This is a genomic window from Mycobacterium sp. OAS707 (genome assembly GCF_014873705.1).
Lineage (GTDB): Bacteria > Actinomycetota > Actinomycetes > Mycobacteriales > Mycobacteriaceae > Mycobacterium.
The window spans coordinates 1242934-1260880 of record NZ_JADBDS010000003.1; the positions used below are offsets into that span (position 1 = coordinate 1242934).

14 protein-coding genes and 3 pseudogenes are annotated in these 17947 nt (G+C 66.8%); 10 read left to right on the forward strand and 7 right to left on the reverse strand.

The annotated features are described in order from the left end of the window. The first annotated feature begins 1 nt into the window (after position 1). On the forward strand, positions 2-1198 hold the full coding sequence (locus GGC64_RS24325) for a sensor histidine kinase (RefSeq protein ID WP_192725042.1): 1197 nt from the start codon (positions 2-4) through the stop codon (positions 1196-1198). Here the strand turns inward: GGC64_RS24325 and GGC64_RS24330 are convergent. Continuing rightward, positions 1158-2534, reverse strand: a complete 1377-nt coding sequence (locus tag GGC64_RS24330) for a cytochrome P450 (RefSeq protein WP_192725043.1) — start codon at positions 2532-2534, stop codon at positions 1158-1160. The genes GGC64_RS24325 and GGC64_RS24330 overlap by 41 nt on opposite strands. A 104-nt stretch (positions 2535-2638) precedes the next feature. On the opposite strand from GGC64_RS24330, the gene GGC64_RS24335 reads away from it, so the two are divergent. Next, positions 2639-3259: a DUF3592 domain-containing protein gene (locus tag GGC64_RS24335; RefSeq protein WP_192725044.1), complete on the forward strand. Its 621-nt coding sequence runs from the start codon at positions 2639-2641 to the stop codon at positions 3257-3259. On the opposite strand, the gene GGC64_RS24340 is transcribed toward GGC64_RS24335, so the two are convergent. From GGC64_RS24340 to GGC64_RS24350, 3 genes are read right to left on the reverse strand one after another with little or no spacing between them, the layout of a single operon-like run. Continuing rightward, the gene (locus tag GGC64_RS24340) at positions 3249-4388 is read right to left on the reverse strand and encodes an acyl-CoA dehydrogenase family protein (protein ID WP_192725045.1); all 1140 of its coding nucleotides are present in this window, start codon (positions 4386-4388) and stop codon (positions 3249-3251) included. The two genes, GGC64_RS24335 and GGC64_RS24340, sit on opposite strands and share 11 nt — an antisense overlap. Before the next feature lie 9 nt (positions 4389-4397). Next, a complete protein-coding gene (gene pntB / locus GGC64_RS24345) occupies positions 4398-5834 on the reverse strand; it encodes a Re/Si-specific NAD(P)(+) transhydrogenase subunit beta (RefSeq protein ID WP_192725046.1) in 1437 nt (478 codons plus the stop codon). A gap of 2 nt (positions 5835-5836) precedes the next feature. Beyond that, on the reverse strand, positions 5837-7357 hold the full coding sequence (locus GGC64_RS24350; protein ID WP_192725047.1) for a Re/Si-specific NAD(P)(+) transhydrogenase subunit alpha: 1521 nt from the start codon (positions 7355-7357) through the stop codon (positions 5837-5839). A 261-nt stretch (positions 7358-7618) separates the two neighbouring features. On the opposite strand from GGC64_RS24350, the gene GGC64_RS24355 reads away from it, so the two are divergent. From GGC64_RS24355 to GGC64_RS24365, 3 genes are read left to right on the forward strand one after another with little or no spacing between them, the layout of a single operon-like run. Next, positions 7619-8482 (forward strand): ABC transporter permease, encoded by an 864-nt coding sequence (locus GGC64_RS24355; protein WP_192725048.1) that lies wholly within the window; start codon positions 7619-7621, stop codon positions 8480-8482. Continuing rightward, a complete protein-coding gene (locus GGC64_RS24360; RefSeq protein WP_192725049.1) occupies positions 8479-9504 on the forward strand; it encodes a glycine betaine ABC transporter substrate-binding protein in 1026 nt (341 codons plus the stop codon). Before GGC64_RS24355 ends, GGC64_RS24360 begins: the two co-directional genes overlap by 4 nt. Beyond that, the gene (locus tag GGC64_RS24365) at positions 9488-10267 is read left to right on the forward strand and encodes an ABC transporter ATP-binding protein (RefSeq protein ID WP_192725050.1); all 780 of its coding nucleotides are present in this window, start codon (positions 9488-9490) and stop codon (positions 10265-10267) included. Before GGC64_RS24360 ends, GGC64_RS24365 begins: the two co-directional genes overlap by 17 nt. 3 nt (positions 10268-10270) lie before the next feature. On the opposite strand, the pseudogene GGC64_RS24370 reads toward GGC64_RS24365, so the two are convergent. Next, positions 10271-10459: pseudogene (locus tag GGC64_RS24370) on the reverse strand (CAP domain-containing protein); the annotation flags it as partial. A gap of 45 nt (positions 10460-10504) precedes the next feature. On the opposite strand from GGC64_RS24370, the gene GGC64_RS24375 reads away from it, so the two are divergent. From GGC64_RS24375 to GGC64_RS34795, 5 genes and pseudogenes are all read left to right on the forward strand, one after another. Continuing rightward, entirely contained in the window at positions 10505-11170 is a 666-nt protein-coding gene (locus GGC64_RS24375) for a TetR/AcrR family transcriptional regulator (protein WP_192725051.1), read from the forward strand. Positions 11171-11185: 15 nt separating this feature from the next. Continuing rightward, positions 11186-12951 (forward strand): annotated as a pseudogene (locus GGC64_RS24380) (acyl-CoA dehydrogenase). A gap of 125 nt (positions 12952-13076) precedes the next feature. Continuing rightward, complete coding sequence (locus GGC64_RS24390) at positions 13077-14099, forward strand: tripartite tricarboxylate transporter substrate binding protein (protein ID WP_225952160.1); 1023 nt, start codon at positions 13077-13079, stop codon at positions 14097-14099. A gap of 4 nt (positions 14100-14103) precedes the next feature. Next, on the forward strand, positions 14104-14619 hold the full coding sequence (locus tag GGC64_RS24395) for a tripartite tricarboxylate transporter TctB family protein (protein ID WP_192725054.1): 516 nt from the start codon (positions 14104-14106) through the stop codon (positions 14617-14619). Positions 14620-14625: 6 nt separating this feature from the next. Next, entirely contained in the window at positions 14626-16302 is a 1677-nt protein-coding gene (locus GGC64_RS34795; RefSeq protein ID WP_225952161.1) for a tripartite tricarboxylate transporter permease, read from the forward strand. Here GGC64_RS34795 and GGC64_RS24400 read toward each other — a convergent pair. Next, positions 16192-16782: pseudogene (locus GGC64_RS24400) on the reverse strand (FadR/GntR family transcriptional regulator); the annotation flags it as partial. The gene GGC64_RS34795 and the pseudogene GGC64_RS24400 sit on opposite strands and share 111 nt — an antisense overlap. A 7-nt stretch (positions 16783-16789) precedes the next feature. Continuing rightward, positions 16790-17911: a mandelate racemase/muconate lactonizing enzyme family protein gene (locus GGC64_RS24405; RefSeq protein WP_192725056.1), complete on the reverse strand. Its 1122-nt coding sequence runs from the start codon at positions 17909-17911 to the stop codon at positions 16790-16792. Positions 17912-17947 lie beyond the last annotated feature (36 nt).

The following is a 17947-nucleotide window of genomic DNA, read 5'->3' on the forward strand; positions in this document are numbered from 1 at the left end:
CGTGGCGCGTCCACTCCATGGAGTCATCGACTACTTCGCCGCGGAACCGGTACGCGTCTCGGCGTTGCTGCGGCTGCCGCTGATCGGTCTGATCGCGGTGTTGGTGTGGATCTGGGAGGTGGACCACTGGCTGCCGGAGTTGTACGCGGTGATCCTCGGCATCTACGCGGTCGCCGCGCTGCTGTGGCTGGTGGCTGTGCTGAGGGGGCCGGTGCCGCGGTGGGGTGATTGGGCGTCGACGTCGGTCGACCTGCTGGTGATCCTCACGCTGTGTTTGGTTTCTGGCGGTGCGACCGCGGCGCTGCTGCCCGTCTTCTTCCTGCTCCCGATCTCGGTGGCGTTTCAGGATCGGCCGTGGTTGACGGCGATCATCGGAACAGTCACGGCGGCAGGCTATCTCGCGGTATGGATCTTCTACTCCAAACGCGACGACAAGGTCGGACTGCCGAACATGGTGTACACGCACTTCGGCTTCCTGCTCTGGCTGGCAGTCGCGGTGACAGCCCTGTGTTACGTGCTTGCACGCAGATCGGCTCGGGTGCGGGCGCTGCAGGAGATGCGGCGCCAGTTGGTCTCGGAGGCAATGCAATCCGACGAGCGGCACAACCGCGATGTCGCCGAGCATCTGCACGACGGACCGCTGCAGACGCTGCTGGCCGCACGGCTCGAACTCGACGAGGCGCGGGAACGCAATCCCGACCCCGCACTGGACATGGTGTACTCGGCGCTGCAGGAAACCGCGAGCGGGCTACGCTCGACCGTCACGCAGCTGCACCCACAGGTGCTGGCCCAGCTCGGCCTCACCCCGGCGGTGCGAGAACTGTTGCGGCAGTTCGAGTCCCGCAACGACGTGACCGTGCAGACCGACCTCGAGGACGTGGGTAAGCCGGAGTCGCAGGCGTTGATGTACCGGGCGGCCCGCGAACTGCTGACCAACATCGGCAAGCACGCGAAAGCGACGACGGTCCGCGTTGGCCTGCACCGCAAGGGGAATCGGGTGATCCTGGCCGTCGACGACGACGGCACCGGATTCGACCCCGCGATCGTCGCGCAGTACGTCGCCGACGGGCACATCGGGCTGGGCTCGCTGCTGGCGCGGTTCGACGCGATGGGCGGGTCGATGGACATCACCTCGCGCACCGGCCACGGCACTCAGATCACGGTGACGTCGCCGCCGGAGCCTGACGCTTCGCGGTGACGTGCACCCGCGCGCCGCGCGCAGGCACCAGCGTGATGTGATGCATGCGCATCGCCTCATCTTGGGGGCGGTCAGCGCGTAACTCAATGCGCCGCAACACAGTTCGCAGTACCGCGTCCATTTCGGTCAGGGCAAACGTCGCACCGAGGCAGCGGCGCGCACCGCCGCCGAACGGAATCCACGCGTACATCGGCACGTCTTCAGCCAACCAGCGTTCCGGCCGGAAGTACGCGGCGTCGTGGCCCCAGATCTTCGGGTCGGTTTGAAGGCCGATGATCGACGGCAGCAACAGGGTGCCCGCAGGCATCGTGTGGCCGGCCAACTCGACCGGCTGGGTGACGCGGCGCGCGATGTTCATGATCACCGGCCGCAGCCGCAGCACTTCCTTGGCGACCGCGGCGCGGAACGGGTCACGGGGATCGCCGAGTCCGGCCCGCACCTTATCCAGCGCGCCGGAATGGCGCAACAGCCGTTCGAATGTCCAGGACAGCGCAACAGCGGTGGTCTCGTGCCCGGCCACCAACAGCGTGACCAGTTCGTCGCGCACCAGCCCCGGATCGGGGTCGCCGTCCAGCAGCATCGACAACACGTCGGCCCGCTCGGCTCGGCCGGGATCGGCTCGCCTGCGCTCGATCTCGGCATAGATCAGCCGGTCCGCTCGGTCGAGGTCGCGCACGACACTCTTCCACGGCGGCACCCGCAGCAGCCCGGGCCACAGCCAGACCAGCATGTCGCGCAGGTGGAACGCCAGCACGCGCCGCAGTGCCGCGCCGACGGCCCTGGCCCTGTCGTCCTCGTCGACGCCGAGCACCACCCGCACGATGATGCTCAACGTCAGTTCCTGCATCCGCGGCAACAATTCGAAATCCCGGCCGATGGGCCACCCCGCGATCTCCCGCTCGGTCTCCTCTTCCATCAGCGCGGCCACCCGGGCGATGCGTTCGCCGTGGAACGGCGGCAGCATCCGCCTGCGCTCGACGACGTGGTCGGGCGCGTCCATCGTCAGCACCGACTGCCTGCCCACCACCGGGGTCAGCAGCGAGTTGGCTTCGCCTGCACGGTAGATCTCCGGATCACCCCGGAAGATCGTGCGCAGGTCGTCGGGATGGCGCAGCACCACGCCGTAGCCGGTCGGTTCGGCGTTGACGGTGAAGGTGTCGCCGAAGCGGCGGTGCATCGCGGGGATGAACCGCTGCCGTTGCGTCCAGATCAACAGCGACTGCAGCGCGCTCGGCAATCGCGGGCCCGGGGGCAGACCAGCCGCCGAAGTCACCCTCGCCGCGCTCGCGGTGCGCTGCCACGACGACAGTCGGGCGCTCGTGGTCTCGATCACCATGTGCCTGGTTATACGCCCGGCGAATAATTGCCGTCTACCGCCCGCAGTAGGAATTGCGTCGTTAAACCACGCGCGATCACCAGCGGCTACGGCACCATTAGCCCATGGAGCCGCAGTGGCAGCCGTCCAATGACTCCCCGCAGCCGCCAGGCGCGCCTGCATACGGACCCCCCGCATACGGACCGCCCCCATACGGACCCTCCGCGTACGGGCCGCCCGGCTATGGGTGGTCACCGCCACCGCAGCAATCGCCGTGGGGTCCGCCGCCCGCTCCGCATGTGGTGTGGGCCGTCCTGTTGTGGGGCCTGGCGGTCGTCAGCCTCATCGGTGTGGTGATCGCCGGCTTCATTGCGTTCGTGGGTTTCTATTCCAACAGCTACCTCGACTCCTACGGCGTGACGACCACCGCGACCGTCACCGATTTGGAGCTCTTCACCGACTCCGTCACCGTCGAGTTCACCACCGCCGAAGGCGCACCAGCCACGGCCGAGTTCGTCTGGGTCACCGGCACCCGTCCCGCTGTCGGCGACGAAATCCAGATCACCTACGACCCTGCCGACCCCACGTATGCCACCGAGGCAGGCAGTGACTCCGACGTCGCGATGGGCGTGGTCTACGTCCTCATGGCGCTCGTGGCCCTGGCCGTCGCGGTTGGCGCGGTTGTCGGCGCGATCCTCGTGCACCGAAGGCGGGGCAAGGCCAAACGTCAGCGCGCTATGTGGTGAGCCCGCGCGCGATGACGAGCCGCTGGATCTGGTTGGTGCCCTCGAAGATCTGCGTGATCTTCGCTTCGCGCATATAGCGCTCGACGCGGAAATCGCGGGTGTAGCCGACGCCGCCCAACACCTGCACCGCGTCGGTGGTGACCTTCATCGCCGCGTCGGTGGCCACCAGCTTGGCCACGCTCGCCTGCTGCGAGTATGGCCTGCCCAGGTCGCGTCGACGCGCAGCGTCCAGGTACGTGGCGCGCGCGCTGGCGACCGCCGCGGCCATGTCGGCTAACACGAAGCCAAGGCCCTGATGGTCAATGATCTTGCGGCCGAACGTCGTTCGCTCGTTGGCGTACTTGACGGCCTCGTCCAGCGCCGCCTGCGCCAACCCGACCGCGACCGCCGCGATACCCAGCCGGCCCGAATCCAATGCCGAGAACGCGATCTGCAGGCCCTGGCCCTCCGCACCGATCAGTCGGTCGGCGTCGAGAACCGCGTTGTCATAGAACGCCGACGTCGTCGGCACCGCGTGCAACCCCATCTTCTCTTCTGGCTTACCGAAACTCAGCCCGTCCAGATCGCCGGGCACCAGGAAACACGAAATGCCGCGCGAGCCTTCACCAGTGCGCGCGAACAACGTGTAGAAGTCGGCGCGCCCGCCGTGGGTGATCCACGACTTGGAGCCGTTGAGGACGTAGCCGTTGTCGGCTTTCGCGGCCTTGCACTGCAGTGCGGCGGCATCGGAACCGGCCTGCGGTTCGGAAAGGCTGTACGCGCCGATCTGCTCGCCGCTCAGCATGCCGGGCAGCCAGCGCTGCTTCTGCTCGTCGGTGCCGAACGCCAGCAGCGGATGCGACGAGAGACTGTGCACGCTGACCGCCACAGCGACCGCCGCCCAGCGCGCCGCGATCTCCTCGAGCACCTGCAGATAGACCTCGAAGGGCTGGCCACCGCCACCCCACTGTTCGGGCTGCGGCAGGCTGAGCAACCCGGCGGCACCGAGTTGGGCGAACACGCCCTCCGGGTACGTCTCTGCTTTCTCGTGCGCGTCGACGATCGGGTCGAGGACCTTGTCGCAGATGTCGCGGGTCAGCGCGATGAGGTCAACGGCGTCGTCGCTTGGCAGCAGGCGGTCGACGGCCATGTGCGTGCGTCAGACCTTCGCGGTTTCCGAGAGCGCCGCGTTGATCGCGTCGACCCGGTCCTTGGCGTCACCGAACAGCATCTGGGTGTTCTGCCGGAAGAACAGCGGGTTCTGCACCCCGGCGTAGCCCGATGCCATGGAGCGCTTGAACACGATGACGTGGTTGGCGTTCCACACCGTGAGCACCGGCATGCCGGCGATCGGGCTGCCCGGATCCTCTGCGGCCGCCGGGTTGACGGTGTCGTTGGCGCCGATGACGAGCACGACGTCGGTGTCGTCGAAGTCGTCATTGATCTCGTCCATCTCCAGCACGATGTCGTAAGGCACCTTGGCCTCGGCCAGCAGCACGTTCATGTGGCCGGGCAGGCGGCCCGCGACGGGGTGGATGCCGAAGCGGACGTTGACGCCGCGGGCGCGCAGCTTGCGGGTCAGGTCGGCGACGCCGTACTGGGCCTGGGCGACAGCCATGCCGTAGCCGGGCGTGATGATCACCGAACTGGCCGATTCGAGTAGTTCGGCGGCGCCCTCGGCGTTGATCTCGCGGTGCTCGCCGTAGTCCTTGTCGTCGGCGGGGCCCGCCTCGATGCCGAAGCCGCCCGCGATCACCGAGATGAACGACCGGTTCATCGCCTTGCACATGATGTAGGACAGGTACGCACCCGAGGAGCCGACGAGCGCGCCGGTGACGATCAGCAGGTCGTTGGACAGCAGGAAGCCCGAAGCCGCTGCCGCCCAACCGGAGTAGCTGTTGAGCATCGACACCACGACCGGCATGTCGCCGCCGCCGATCGAGGCGACCAGGTGCCAGCCGAGCAGCAGTGCCAGCGCGGTGACCACCACCAGCAGCCACAGCTGCGGGCTGATCACGAACCAGACGGTCAGCGCGGCGAACACGACGAGCGCGCCGACGTTGAGGAAGTTCTTGCCGGGCAGCATCATCGGCGCGGACTTGATGCGGGCCGAGAGCTTGAGGTTGGCGACGATGGAGCCGGTGAAGGTCACCGCGCCGATGAAGACGCCGATGACGACCTCGGCCGAGTGGATGCCGAGCATGCCCTCGTGATGCAGCAGCGTTGCCTCGGATCCCGCGAGATCACGTTCGACGTGCAGATAACCGTTCCACCCGACCAGTACGGCCGCCAAGCCGACGAACGAGTGCAGCAACGCGATCAGCTCGGGCATTCCGGTCATCTCGACGACCTTGGCGCGCCACAGACCGATGGCCGCGCCGATGGCCATGGCACCGAACAGCAGTGCGACGCCGACGGGTTCGATGTCGTGGGCGAAGGCCAGCGCGATCGTCGCGACCAGGGCGACGGCCATGCCGGTGATGCCGAAAGTGTTGCCCGCCCTTGACGTTTCATGCTTGGACAGGCCGGCCAACGCCAGGATGAACAGGATGGCCGCGACGACGTAGGCCGCGGTTGCGGTGGTTTCCAGCGACATGGTCAGCTCCTCGAGAACATGGCCAGCATGCGGCGGGTCACCGCGAAGCCGCCGAAGACGTTGATGCTGGCGAGCAGGGTCGCCAGGGTGGCCACCGCGGTGACGACGACATTGCCGTGCCCGATCTGCAGCAGGGCACCGACGACGATGATCCCGGAGATCGCATTGGTCACCGACATCAGCGGGGTGTGCAGCGCGTGGTGCACGTTGCCGATCACGTAGTAGCCGATCACGATGGCCAACGCGAAGACGGTCAGATGCACCTGCAGCGCGGCAGGCGACAGCGCGATCAGCGCGAACAGCACCGCCGCGGCGGTGAAGGTCAACCCCAGCCGGCGCGCGGTGGTCATGGGTTGTTTGGCCGGCTTCTGCTCGACCGGAGCGGCCGCGGCAACCGGAGCGGCGGACACCTGCACGGGCGGCGGCGGCCAGGTGATCTCACCGTCGCGGACCACCGTCACCGAGCGCTGAACCACGTCCTCGAAATCGAGGATGAGCTTGCCGTCCTTCTCGGGGGTGAGCAGCTTGAGCAGGTTCACCAGGTTGGTGCCGTAGAGCTGTGACGCGGTTGCGGGCAGTCGGCCCGCCAGATCGGTGTAGCCGATGATCGTCACGCCGTGGTCGGTGACGACCGCCTGGTCCTTGACGGTGCCCTCGACGTTGCCGCCGTTGGCCGCGGCCATGTCGACGATCACGCTGCCGGGCCGCATCGAGGCGACCATGTCGGCGGTGATGATGCGCGGCGCCGGTTTACCGGGGATCAGCGCGGTGGTGATGATGATGTCGACGTCCTTGGCCAGATCGGCGTAGACCTGAGCCTCGCGGGCCTTGTAGTCGTCGCCCATCTCCTTGGCGTAGCCGGTGGCCGAGACCTCGGCTGCCTCCGGGTCGACAGAAACGTACTCGCCGCCGAGCGAGCGGACCTGATCGGCGACCTCGGGCCGCGGGTCGGTGGCCTGCACGATGGCGCCGAGGCTGCCCGCCGCCCCGATGGCGGCAAGGCCGGCGACGCCCGCGCCGACGACCAGTACCTTGGCCGGCGGCACCTTGCCCGCCGCGGTCACCTGTCCGGTGAAGAAGCGGCCGAAGCTGTGCGCGGCCTCGACCACGGCCCGGTAGCCGGCGATGTTGGCCATCGACGACAGCACGTCCAGCGACTGGGCCCGCGAGATACGCGGAACAGCGTCCATGGCCAGCACGGTGATCGGCCGGGTGGCCAGCTGTTCGACGAGTTCCGGCTTGAGCGCGGGGGAGATCAGACTGATCAGGGTGGCGCCGTCGCGCAGGGCGGCGATCTCAGCGTTGTCCGGCGCGTTGACCTTGAGCACGACGTCGGCCGTCCAGGCGTCACCGATCGCGGCACCCGCTTCGGTGAACGCCTCGTCGGAGAAGCTCGAGGCGGCACCCGCGCCGGTCTCGACCACTACCTCGTAGCCCAGCTTGATGAGTTGGCCGACCGTCTGCGGCGTGGCCGCCACGCGCGTTTCGCCAGGCAGCGACTCTCTCGGGATCCCGATGATCATCGATTTCGATCCGATCTAGGTTCTGACACGGTCCGCGTCTGGGACGCGTGGAATACGTCAGTCTAAGAGTTGACAGAAATCGGCCATGTGTCCTGTGGGTCGGTCGCCCCAGATCACCGCCGAACGTGGGTTACCCGCACGCTTTCTTCGCCTCGAGCGTGCGGGTAACCCACGTTCGCGGGCGCCGCGGGGGTTGGCGCAGTAAAACTCGCGCTGAGCGCAGACCTTCACCGAACGGTCTCGTCCCGGTACCAATACGCGGTGTCTGTTTTCGTTGATATCGCCCCCGACGAGTCGCTGGCCGATTCGCCGCCGGTCGTCGTGCCGTCAGGCAGGTGGCGCGGGCGACTGACGCGGGCCGCGTTGCCACTGCTTTCGGTCGTCGTGTTCTTCGTCGTGTGGCAGCTCATCGCGGCAAGCGGCATCTGGAACCAGACGTTCGTGCCCTACCCCAGTGCGGTGTGGCACGCGTTCCTCGACGTCTCGACCACACACGACGGTGTCCGCGGCTACGCCGGATACCTGTTGTGGGAGCACCTCTACATGACGCTGCGGCGCGTGTTCGCCGGCGTCGTGATCGGTGTCGTCCTCGGCGTGCTGCTCGGCCTGGTGATGGGGTCGGTCGGCTGGGTGCGCAGCGTGCTCGAACCTTGGCTGACGTTCCTGCGTGCGCTGCCGCCGCTGGCCTACTTCTTCCTGCTCGTCATCTGGCTGGGCATAGACGAGGCCCCGAAGATCACGCTGCTGGCGCTGGCTGCGCTGCCGCCCGCCGCCGTCGCCACCACCGCGGCCGTCGTCGCCGCACCCGTCGGCCTGCAGGAGGCGGCGCGCGCTTTGGGCGCCTCGCGGCGTCAGGTGATCCGCGACGTCGTCGTCCCGTCCGCGCTGCCCGAGACGTTCACCGGCGTCCGGCTCGCGGTTGGCATGGCGTACTCCTCGGTGGTCGCCGCCGAACTGTTCAACGGGCTGCCCGGCATCGGCGGCCTCGTCAAAGACGCAAGTAACTACAACAACACCCCCGTCGTGCTGGTCGGCATCTTCGCCATCGGGATCTCCGGCCTTGTCATCGACGGTCTGCTTCGCGCCGTGGAGCGGCGCGCTGTCCCCTGGAGAGGCAAGATATGAAACTCAAGGCACTGTTGGCGGTTGTCGCCGCAACGTTGGCGTTGGCAGGCTGCTCGGTGGATCGGTCGGCGGACCAAGCCGACAAACCGACGATTCGCATTGGCTACCAAAGCTTTCCGTCCGGCGACCTCATCGTCAAGAACAACAAGTGGCTTGAAGAGGCGTTGCCGAACTACAACATCAAGTGGACGAAGTTCGACTCCGGCGCCGACGTCAACACCGCGTTCATCGCCAAGGAACTGGACTTCGGCGCGCTCGGGTCCAGCCCGGTCGCGCGCGGTCTCTCGGCACCGCTGAACATCCCGTACAAGGTCGCGTTCGTGCTCGACGTCGCGGGCGACAACGAGGCGCTGGTGGCACGCAACGGCAGCGGCATCAACACGATCGCCGACCTGAAGGGCAAGCGCATCGGCACCCCGTTCGCGTCGACCGCGCACTACAGCCTGCTCGCGGCGCTCAACCAGAGTGGGTTGTCCGCCAAGGATGTTCAGCTCGTCGACCTCCAGCCGCAGGCCATCCTTGCGGCGTGGGACCGCGGCGACATCGACGCCGCCTATTCCTGGCTGCCCACCCTGGATCAGCTGCGCAAGAGCGGCAAGGATCTGATCACCAGCCGTCAGCTCGCCAAGGACGGCAAGCCGACGCTGGATCTCGGCGCGGTCCGCGACGAGTTCGCCGATGCACATCCCGACGTCGTCGACACCTGGCGGCAGCAGGAAGCCCGCGCACTCAAGCTGATTCACGACGACCCCGCCGCCGCGGCCAAGGCCATCGCCGCGGAGATCGGGCTGAGCTCCGACGAGGTGGCGGGTCAGCTCAAGCAAGGGGTCTACCTGACGCCAGAACAGGTCGCGTCGCCGGAATGGCTTGGTGCAGAAGGTAAGCCGGGCAACATCGCGGTCAACCTGCAGAGTGCGTCGCAGTTCCTCGCCGACCAGAAGCAGATTCCGTCGGCGGCTCCGCTGCAGACCTTCCAGGACGCGATCTACACCAAGGGGTTGCCCGGTGCCATCACGCAGTGACGGCGCGATCCGAATAGAGGCGGTCAAGCATCGCTACGGCCGCGGTCGCGACGGGGTCACTGCGCTGGGCCCTGTCGACCTGACCGTCGACCCGGGATCGTTCCTGGTTCTGGTCGGCGCGTCGGGTTGCGGCAAGAGCACGCTGCTGCGGCTGCTGGCCGGCTTCGAGTCGCCAAGCGAGGGCTCCGTGCAGATCTCGGGTTCCGCGCCGACGCCAGGGGTGACCGCAGGCGTCGTGTTCCAGCAGCCGCGGCTTTTCCCGTGGCGCACGGTCGGCGGCAACGTCGACCTCGCGCTCAAGTACGCCAACGTGCCGCGCGAGCGGCGCGCCGAGCGTCGCGATCAACTGCTGGCGCGCGTGGGCCTGGAGGGCACCGCCGATCGCAAGATCTGGGAGATCAGCGGCGGACAGCAGCAGCGCGTCGCAATCGCCCGGGCGCTGGCTGCCGAGACGCCGTTGTTTCTGCTCGACGAACCGTTCGCGGCGCTCGACGCGCTGACCCGTGAGCGCCTGCAGGAGGACGTCCGGCAAGTCAGCGCGGAGTCGGGTCGCACGACGGTGTTCGTCACGCACAGCGCCGATGAAGCGGCGTTCCTGGGTTCGCGGATCGTGGTGCTGACGCGGCGCCCGGGGCAGGTGGCGCTGGATCTGCCGGTCGACCTGCCGCGCACAGGCGTCGACCCCGATGAATTACGTCGCTCGGCGGAATACACCGAGTTGCGCGCCGAAGTCGGGCGCGCGGTGAAAGCAGCGGCTGCTTAAGGCTTAGACCGGGGGATACGCCGGGGGTGGATACACGCCGCGCAGGATCCATGCGAACCAGTTGGCGCCGTACTCGATCTCGTCGCTCGCGTCATAGTCCGGATTCGGATCCATGGGCTCACCCTCTCGCGTATCGGCTGGTTCTCGGTGAAGTCTAGACCGACCGCCCCTTGGACGACAGGTCGAAGATCTAAACTGGCCAACCAGTTGTTTGATACCCGCTTATAGTGAGTCGCCATGTCCTCCGACGTTCCAGCCAGTGCCAATGGGATGACCCGCCGCGAGGAGTTGTTGACCGTCGCGACAAAGCTGTTCGCGGCACGGGGCTACCACGGCACCCGGATGGACGACGTGGCCGACGCGGTCGGGCTGAACAAGGCGACCGTGTACCACTACTACGCGAGCAAGTCGCTGATCCTCTACGACATCTACAAGGGCGCGGCCGACTTCACGGTCGATGCGTTGCACGACGACCCGACGGCATCGGCGCGCGAGACCATCTACCACTTCACGCGAAGGCTCCTCGTCGGCATCGCGGGCAACATCGAACGCGCAGCCGTGTATTTCCAGGAGGGCCCCTACATCACCGAGTGGTTCACCGAGGAACAGGTCGCCTACATCCGCGAGAAGGAGACCCAGGTCTACGAACATGTGCGCGACGTCATCGACCGGGGCATCGCCAGCGGCGAGTTCTACGACTGCGACTCGCATGTGCTGGCGCTCGGCTACATCGGGATGACGCTGGGCGCCTACCGCTGGCTGCGGCCGCAGGGCAGGCGCACTGCGCAGGAGATCGCGCAGGAATTCAGCACCGCGCTGTTGCGCGGCCTGATTCGCGACGAGACGACGCGGGTCTCCTCGCCGCTGGGCATTGACGTGGAAACCACAGCGCGGTCGACCTAGAGGGAAGATGGACACGTGAAGTCCACCCTGCTGTCCCGTCGCGATCTCGACTTTCTGCTCTACGAATGGCTGCGCATCGACGAGCTGACCAAACGCGAGCGCTTCGCCGAGCACTCCCGCGAGACCTTCGACGGTGTTCTCGATCTGTGCGAGCAGTTGGCCACTCGCTACTTCGCGCCGCACAACAAGAAGAGCGACGCCAATGAGCCGCAGTTCGACGGCAACAAGGTCACCCTCATCGATGACGTCAAGCAGGCGTGGGACGCGTTCGCCGCAGCCGACCTCATTGCGATGTCGATGGACCAACAACTCGGTGGCGCGCAACTGCCCGCGACCGTCGCCGAGGCAGGCTTCGCCTGGTTCTCCGCGGCCAACGTCAGCACCACCGGCTACCTGATGCTGACCATGGCCAACGCCAACCTGCTCGCGAAGTTCGGTACCGACGAGCAGATCGAGGCGTTCCTCAAGCCGATGCTCGCCGGACGGTTCTCCGGCACGATGGCCCTGTCCGAGACACAGGCCGGCTCGTCGCTGGCCGACATCCTGACCCGCGCCGAACCGCAGGACGACGGCACCTACCGGCTGTTCGGATCCAAGATGTGGATCTCCGGGGCCGAACACGAGCTCACCGAGAACATCGTCAACCTCGTCCTCGCGAAGATCCCCGGCGGTCCGCCTGGGACCAAGGGCATTTCGCTGTTCATCGTGCCGAAGTTCCTCGTCGACAATGACGGCTCGGTCGGGGAGCGCAACAACGTCGTGCTTGCCGGGCTGAACCACAAGATGGGCCAGCGCGGCATCACCAACACCGTGCTGAGTTTCGACGGCGCGGTCGGATATCTGGTCGGTGAGCCGCACCGCGGCCTGGCCTACATGTTCACGATGATGAACGAGGCGCGCCTCGGCGTCGGGATGGGCGCGGTGTCGTTGGGCTACACCGGTTACCTCAAGTCGCTGGAATATGCGCGTCAGCGACCGCAGGGCAGGCCGGTGCTGGCCAAGGACCCGTCGACACCGCAGGTGCCGATCATCGAACACGCCGACGTCAAGCGAATGCTGTTGGCGCAGAAGGCTTATGTCGAGGGCGGCATGGCGTTGCTGCTGTACTGCGCCAAGCTCGTCGACCTGCAGCACAGTGCCGAGTCAGACGACGAACGGGATTCGCTCGGGCTGCTGCTCGACATCCTCACGCCGGTCGGCAAGAGCTGGCCGTCGCAGTGGTGCCTCGAGGCCAACAGCCTGGCCACCAGGTCCACGGCGGATACGGCTACACCCGCGAGTACGACGTCGAGCAGCACTACCGCGACAACCGGCTCAACCCCATCCATGAGGGCACGCACGGCATCCAGAGCCTGGATCTGTTGGGCCGCAAGGTAACTCAGCGTGGGGGCGCCAGCCTGGCCGCGCTCGGAGAGGCCATCGCCGCGACGATCGCGACGGCGAACGCGGTGGGCGGTGACGCAGCCTCGCTCGCCGCCGAGCTGGATACGACCTGGCAGCGTCTCGTCAGCGTGACCACCGGGATGTTCGGCTCCGGCGAGCTTGATGCCGCACTGGCCAACAGCGCGATCTACCTCGAGGCCTTCGGGCACATCGTCGTCGCATGGATGTGGCTGGAACAGCTCCTGGCCGCCAACGGCCGCGCCGGGGATTTCTACGACGGCAAGCGGCAGGCGGCGCAGTACTTCTTCCGCTACGAGCTGCCGAAGACGGCGCCGCAACTGGACCTGCTGGAAAGCCTGGACCGCACCACATTGGAAATGCGCGACGCCTGGTTCTGATGCGCAAAAGGTATCGACCCATGCGATATCAGGCTTGGACAGGTATCGGTGCCGCTCTTTAGTTTATGAGTGACGGCCGCCACATCGGCGCCCCCTCGTCATCCGATACACAGGAGTGAACGCGCATGGTGATCACCAACGCCTTCCGCCGCCAACGCCTCGGCGCAGCACTCGCGGCGGCCGCCGCCGCAGGACTGGTCCTGACCGCCTGCGGTGGAGTGCAGACCAGCACCGGTTCCGGCAGCGGCAACGGCAACTATCCGTCCGGCACGGTCGAGATGTACGTCGGGGCTTCGCCCGGCGGGTCGAGCGACCTGATCAGTCGCGCCGTGTCCAAGGGCCTGTCCGACAACCTGCATGCCTCCTTCCCCGTGATCAACCGCGAGGGCGCCAACGGTGCGCTCGCCGCGGCCGAGGTGTCCAAGGCCAAGCCGGACGGCTCGACGATCGCGATCCAGAACGCATCACTGTTCACGATCACCCCGCTGGCCGTCAGCCCCGACGAGGTCACCAAGATCGACGACTTCGACGTCGTGTACGGGGTCTCCCGCGACGACTACGTGCTCGTCACCAATCCCGCCAGCGGCTACAAGACGCTCAAGGATCTCGAGGACAGCAAGCGCGTCGTCCGGTACGGCACCACCGGCGTCGGCACCGGCGCGCAGTTGGCCGCGGCCCTGCTGTTCAAGTCCACCGACGTGGCATCGCAGCCGGTGCCGTTCGACGGCGGCGCGCCGGCGCTGACCGCCCTGTTGGGCAACCAGATCGACGTGGCCTCGCTGCAGGTCGGTGAGGCCATCGAGAACATCAAGTCCGGAAAGCTGGTGCCGCTCAGCGTCTTTGGACCGTCCCGGATCCCCTATCTGCCCGACGTACCGACCGCCAAGGAGCAGGGCCTGAACGTCGAGGTGACGCAGTACCGGTTCATGACCGTGCCGAAGGGCACCCCGCAAGAGGTGAAGGACAAACTCACCGAAGGCCTGAAGGCGACCTTCACGACCGACGCCTACAAGTCGTTCAACGAGCAGAACAGCCTGACGCCGCTGGAGGAGCCCGGCGATCAGGTGCTCGCCCAGTTGCAGTCCGACACCAAGCGATATGCCGACCTGGTCAAGCAGTACGGGATCAATCTGCGTGACAAGGCATGACGGCATGAGCCAACACGACATCCTCGCCGAGATCGAAGCCGAGGTCGCCCACGAGTTGGAGGACGAACGGCCGCCCGCCGGTGGGCCCGCCTACCAGACCGTCGGCGCAATCGTGGGTCTCGTCATCGGCGTCGGCGCCGCGATACTGGCTTACGGCTACGGGCTGGGCACTCTGCGTCAGCCGGGACCCGGCCTGTGGCCCTTCGTCGTCAGCGTGGTGATCGTCGTGTTGTCGGTCCTCCTACTAGTCGTCGGCCGCGGCCTGGACGACAGCGAGAAGTTCACCCGCAGCAGTGCACTCGCCGCGGTCGGCGCCATCACCTTTGTCGCATTCGGTCTGCTGATGCCGCTCACCGGATTCGAGATTCCCGCCGTGTTGCTGTGCATCGTCTGGTTGCGCTTCCTCGGCGGCGAGAGCTGGCGCAACACCGTGGTGATCAGCGTGCTGACGACCGTGGTGTTCTACTTCCTGTTCCTCTACGGCCTGCGGATCCCGCTGCCCCATCTGATCGCCCTGTAGAAAGCCATGGACCTCAACGCATTTCTGGATGGATTCGCGCTCGTCGTCGAGCCGAAGAACCTGCTGTACTGCTTGATCGGTGTGCTGATCGGCATGGTGATCGGCGTGCTGCCCGGGCTCGGACCCGCGGCCACGATCGCGATCCTGCTGCCGATCACCTACAGCATCAACCCGGTATCGGCGATCATCATGCTCGCCGGCATCTACTACGGCGCCCAATACGGCGGCACCATCACCTCGGTGTTGTTGCGACTGCCCGGTGAGGCGTCGTCGGTGGTCACCGTCTTCGACGGTTTCGCCCTGGCCAAACAGGGCAAAGCCGGAACCGCGTTGGGCATCGCAGCCATCGGTTCCTTTGTGGGAGCGACGATCTCGATCATCGGGCTGACACTGCTCGCTCCGGTGGTCGCCGACATCGCCCTTGACTTCGGGCCACCCGAATACGCCGCACTCGCCCTGTTGGGCGTGCTGCTCATCGCGACCATCGGCAACGGCAACATGTTGAAGTCGTTGATCGCCGCGGCCATCGGGCTGCTGCTGGCCACCGTCGGTCGCGACAGCTTCAGCGGCGCATCCCGATTCACGTTCGACAGCCTGCAACTCGCCGACGGCATCGACTTCGTTGTCGTGGCGATGGGCCTGTTCGGTGTCGGCGAGATTCTGTACAACCTCGAGCAGCGGCACGGCAAGCCGCACGTGCCCGCCAAGGTCGCCAATGTGTGGCCGTCGCGCAAGGACCTGCGTCAGTCCTCGGGCGCCATCGGCCGTGGCTCGGTGATCGGCTTCGTGCTCGGCGTGCTGCCCGGTGGTGGCGCAGTGCTCGCGTCGCTGGTCGCCTACGCCGCGGAGAAGCGGCGCTCCAAGACCCCGGAGCGGTTCGGCCGCGGTGCCGTCGAGGGCGTGGCGGCGCCGGAGACCGCCAACAACGCGGCGGCCACGTCGTCGTTCATTCCGCTGCTGACCATCGGCATCCCCGCCAACGCGTCGATGGCGATGTTGTTCGGCGCGCTGCTGATCCTCGGCATCGCGCCAGGGCCGCAGTTGGTCGACGAGCATCCGGATCTGTTCTGGGGCGTCATCAACTCGATGTACATCGGCAACATCCTGCTGCTGATCCTGTCGATTCCGTTGGTGGGCTTGTTCGTTCGCATCCTGCGCGTGCGGCCCGCGATACTGGCGCCCATCACCGCGCTGATCACGATCCTCGGCGTCTACACGATCAACAACTCGGTGTTCGACATCTTCCTGATGATCGGCTTCGGCATCGTCGGCTACCTGATGAAGAAGGCGGGCTTCGACCCCGGCCCGATGGTGCTGGCCTTCGTCCTCGGCTCGCTGGTCGAATCGAGCGCGCGGCGGTCGATGCTGATCTTCGGCGGCGACCCGACTGGCTTCTTCACCAGGCCGCTGTCTGGAAGCATCCTGGCGATTTTCGTCGTGGTGGCGCTGCTACCGGTGCTCCGGCACTTCTGGCGCCGCAAGTCAGCCCGCGTCCAGACGGCGCCGGGTGTTGCCGAGGTGGACCCGCATCGCGGCCCTGGCGGTGTCGGGGTCGCCGGCGATGACGGCGGCAGCGACGTCGTCGTGCTCCCTGCGGACACGCTCGACGTGGCCGGCGTCGGTGAGCGAGTACGCGTCGCCAAGTCGGGTGCGGGCCAGCATGATCATCATCGGACCGAGTGAGTCGAGCAGGTCGAGGTAGAACCGGTTGGCACTGGCCGCCGCGACCGCGCTGTGAAAGCGGAAGTCGGCCTCGACCTGATCCTCCGGCGCTGCGGCGACGAACTCGTCGAGCGCTGTGCGGATCGCCTCGGCGCCTGCCTTGTCGACGCGCGCTGCCGCCAAAGCGGCCGCCTCGCTTTCGATACCGAGCCGGAAGTCGAGCATGTCGAGCACGTCGTGGTGCGTCCGGATCGCCGCGGACTCCACGGTGAACGACGTCGGCTCCGGCATCGCCAGCACGAAAGAGCCTCGGCCCTGGAAGGTTTCGACGAGGCCCTCGGCGCGCAACCGCGTCACCGCCTCGCGGACGACGGTGCGGGACACGCCGTACTCGTCGATGAGCTCGGCCTCCGAGGGCAGCTTGTGCCCGGGGGGCAGGTCGCCGGCCAGGATCTTGTCCTTGAGCCCGGCGACGACCCGCTGCGCCAAAGTCGTTGTCATCGGCACATCATCTCGTGCCGAACTCCGCGCTCTCCTTGGTCAAGGCTCGCATCTGGTCGCTGAGCGTGACGCCGAGGCCCGGCCGCTCGGGCACCCATATCCGGCCGTCGCGAATCTCCATGCGCTCGTTGAAGAGTGGATCGAGCCATTCGAAGTGCTCGACCCACGGCTCGGTGGGATACGTCGCGGCGAGGTGCAGATGAATTTCCATCGCATAGTGCGGTGCGAGCGCAAGGCCGGCATGCGCGGCCAGCGTCGCGAACTTCAGGAACGGCGTGATCCCGCCGATCCGCGGCGCATCCGGCTGAACGATGCCGCGGTAGCCCGCGTCGAGCAGCGCCATGTGTTCGCCGACCGAGGTCAGCATCTCGCCCGTCGCGATCGGGGTGTCGAATGTGTGGCTGAGGTCGGCGTGCCCCGCGGCATCCCATGCGTCCAGCGGCTCCTCGATCCACACCAGGTCGAACGCCTCGAGCTCGCGGCACATCCGCCGGGCCCTTGCCCTGTCCCACTGCTGATTGGCGTCCACCATGAACGGTGTCGCTCCGAGATGCTCGCGCAGCGCGGCCACGCGGTGCAGATCCGTCTTCCAATCCGGCTGTCCCACTTTGATTTTGATGCCGCCGATGCCGGAGGCCAGCGATGCGGTGGCGTTGTCCTTGATCTCCTCGACCGAGGCTTGCAGGAACCCGCCGGAGGTGTTGTAGACGGGGCACGAGTCACGGTGCGCGCCAATAAGTTTGGCCAGCGGCAGGCCTGCGCGGCGCGCCTTGAGGTCCCACAGCGCGACGTCGAGCGCGGCGATCGCCTGGGTGGCCACTCCGGACCGGCCGACCGATGCGCCCGCCCACAGCAGTGACTGGTAGATCCGGTCGATGTCAGACGGGTCCTGCCCCAGCGCGACATCGGCCATCTCATGCAGGTGCGCGTACTGGGCCGGACCGCCTGCGCGCTTGGAGTACGAGAAGCCCATGCCCTCGTGGCCCTGTTCGGTGACGACCTCGACGAACAACAGCACCGTCTCGGTCAGGGGTTTCTGCCGTCCGGTCAGCACCTTCGCGTCGCTGACCGGTGTTTCCAGCGGCAGCACGACGTGGGAGAGCTTGAGGTGGCGGATGCGGTCGGACATCGGACTCCTGACATCTATGTATGACAAGTAACCAAC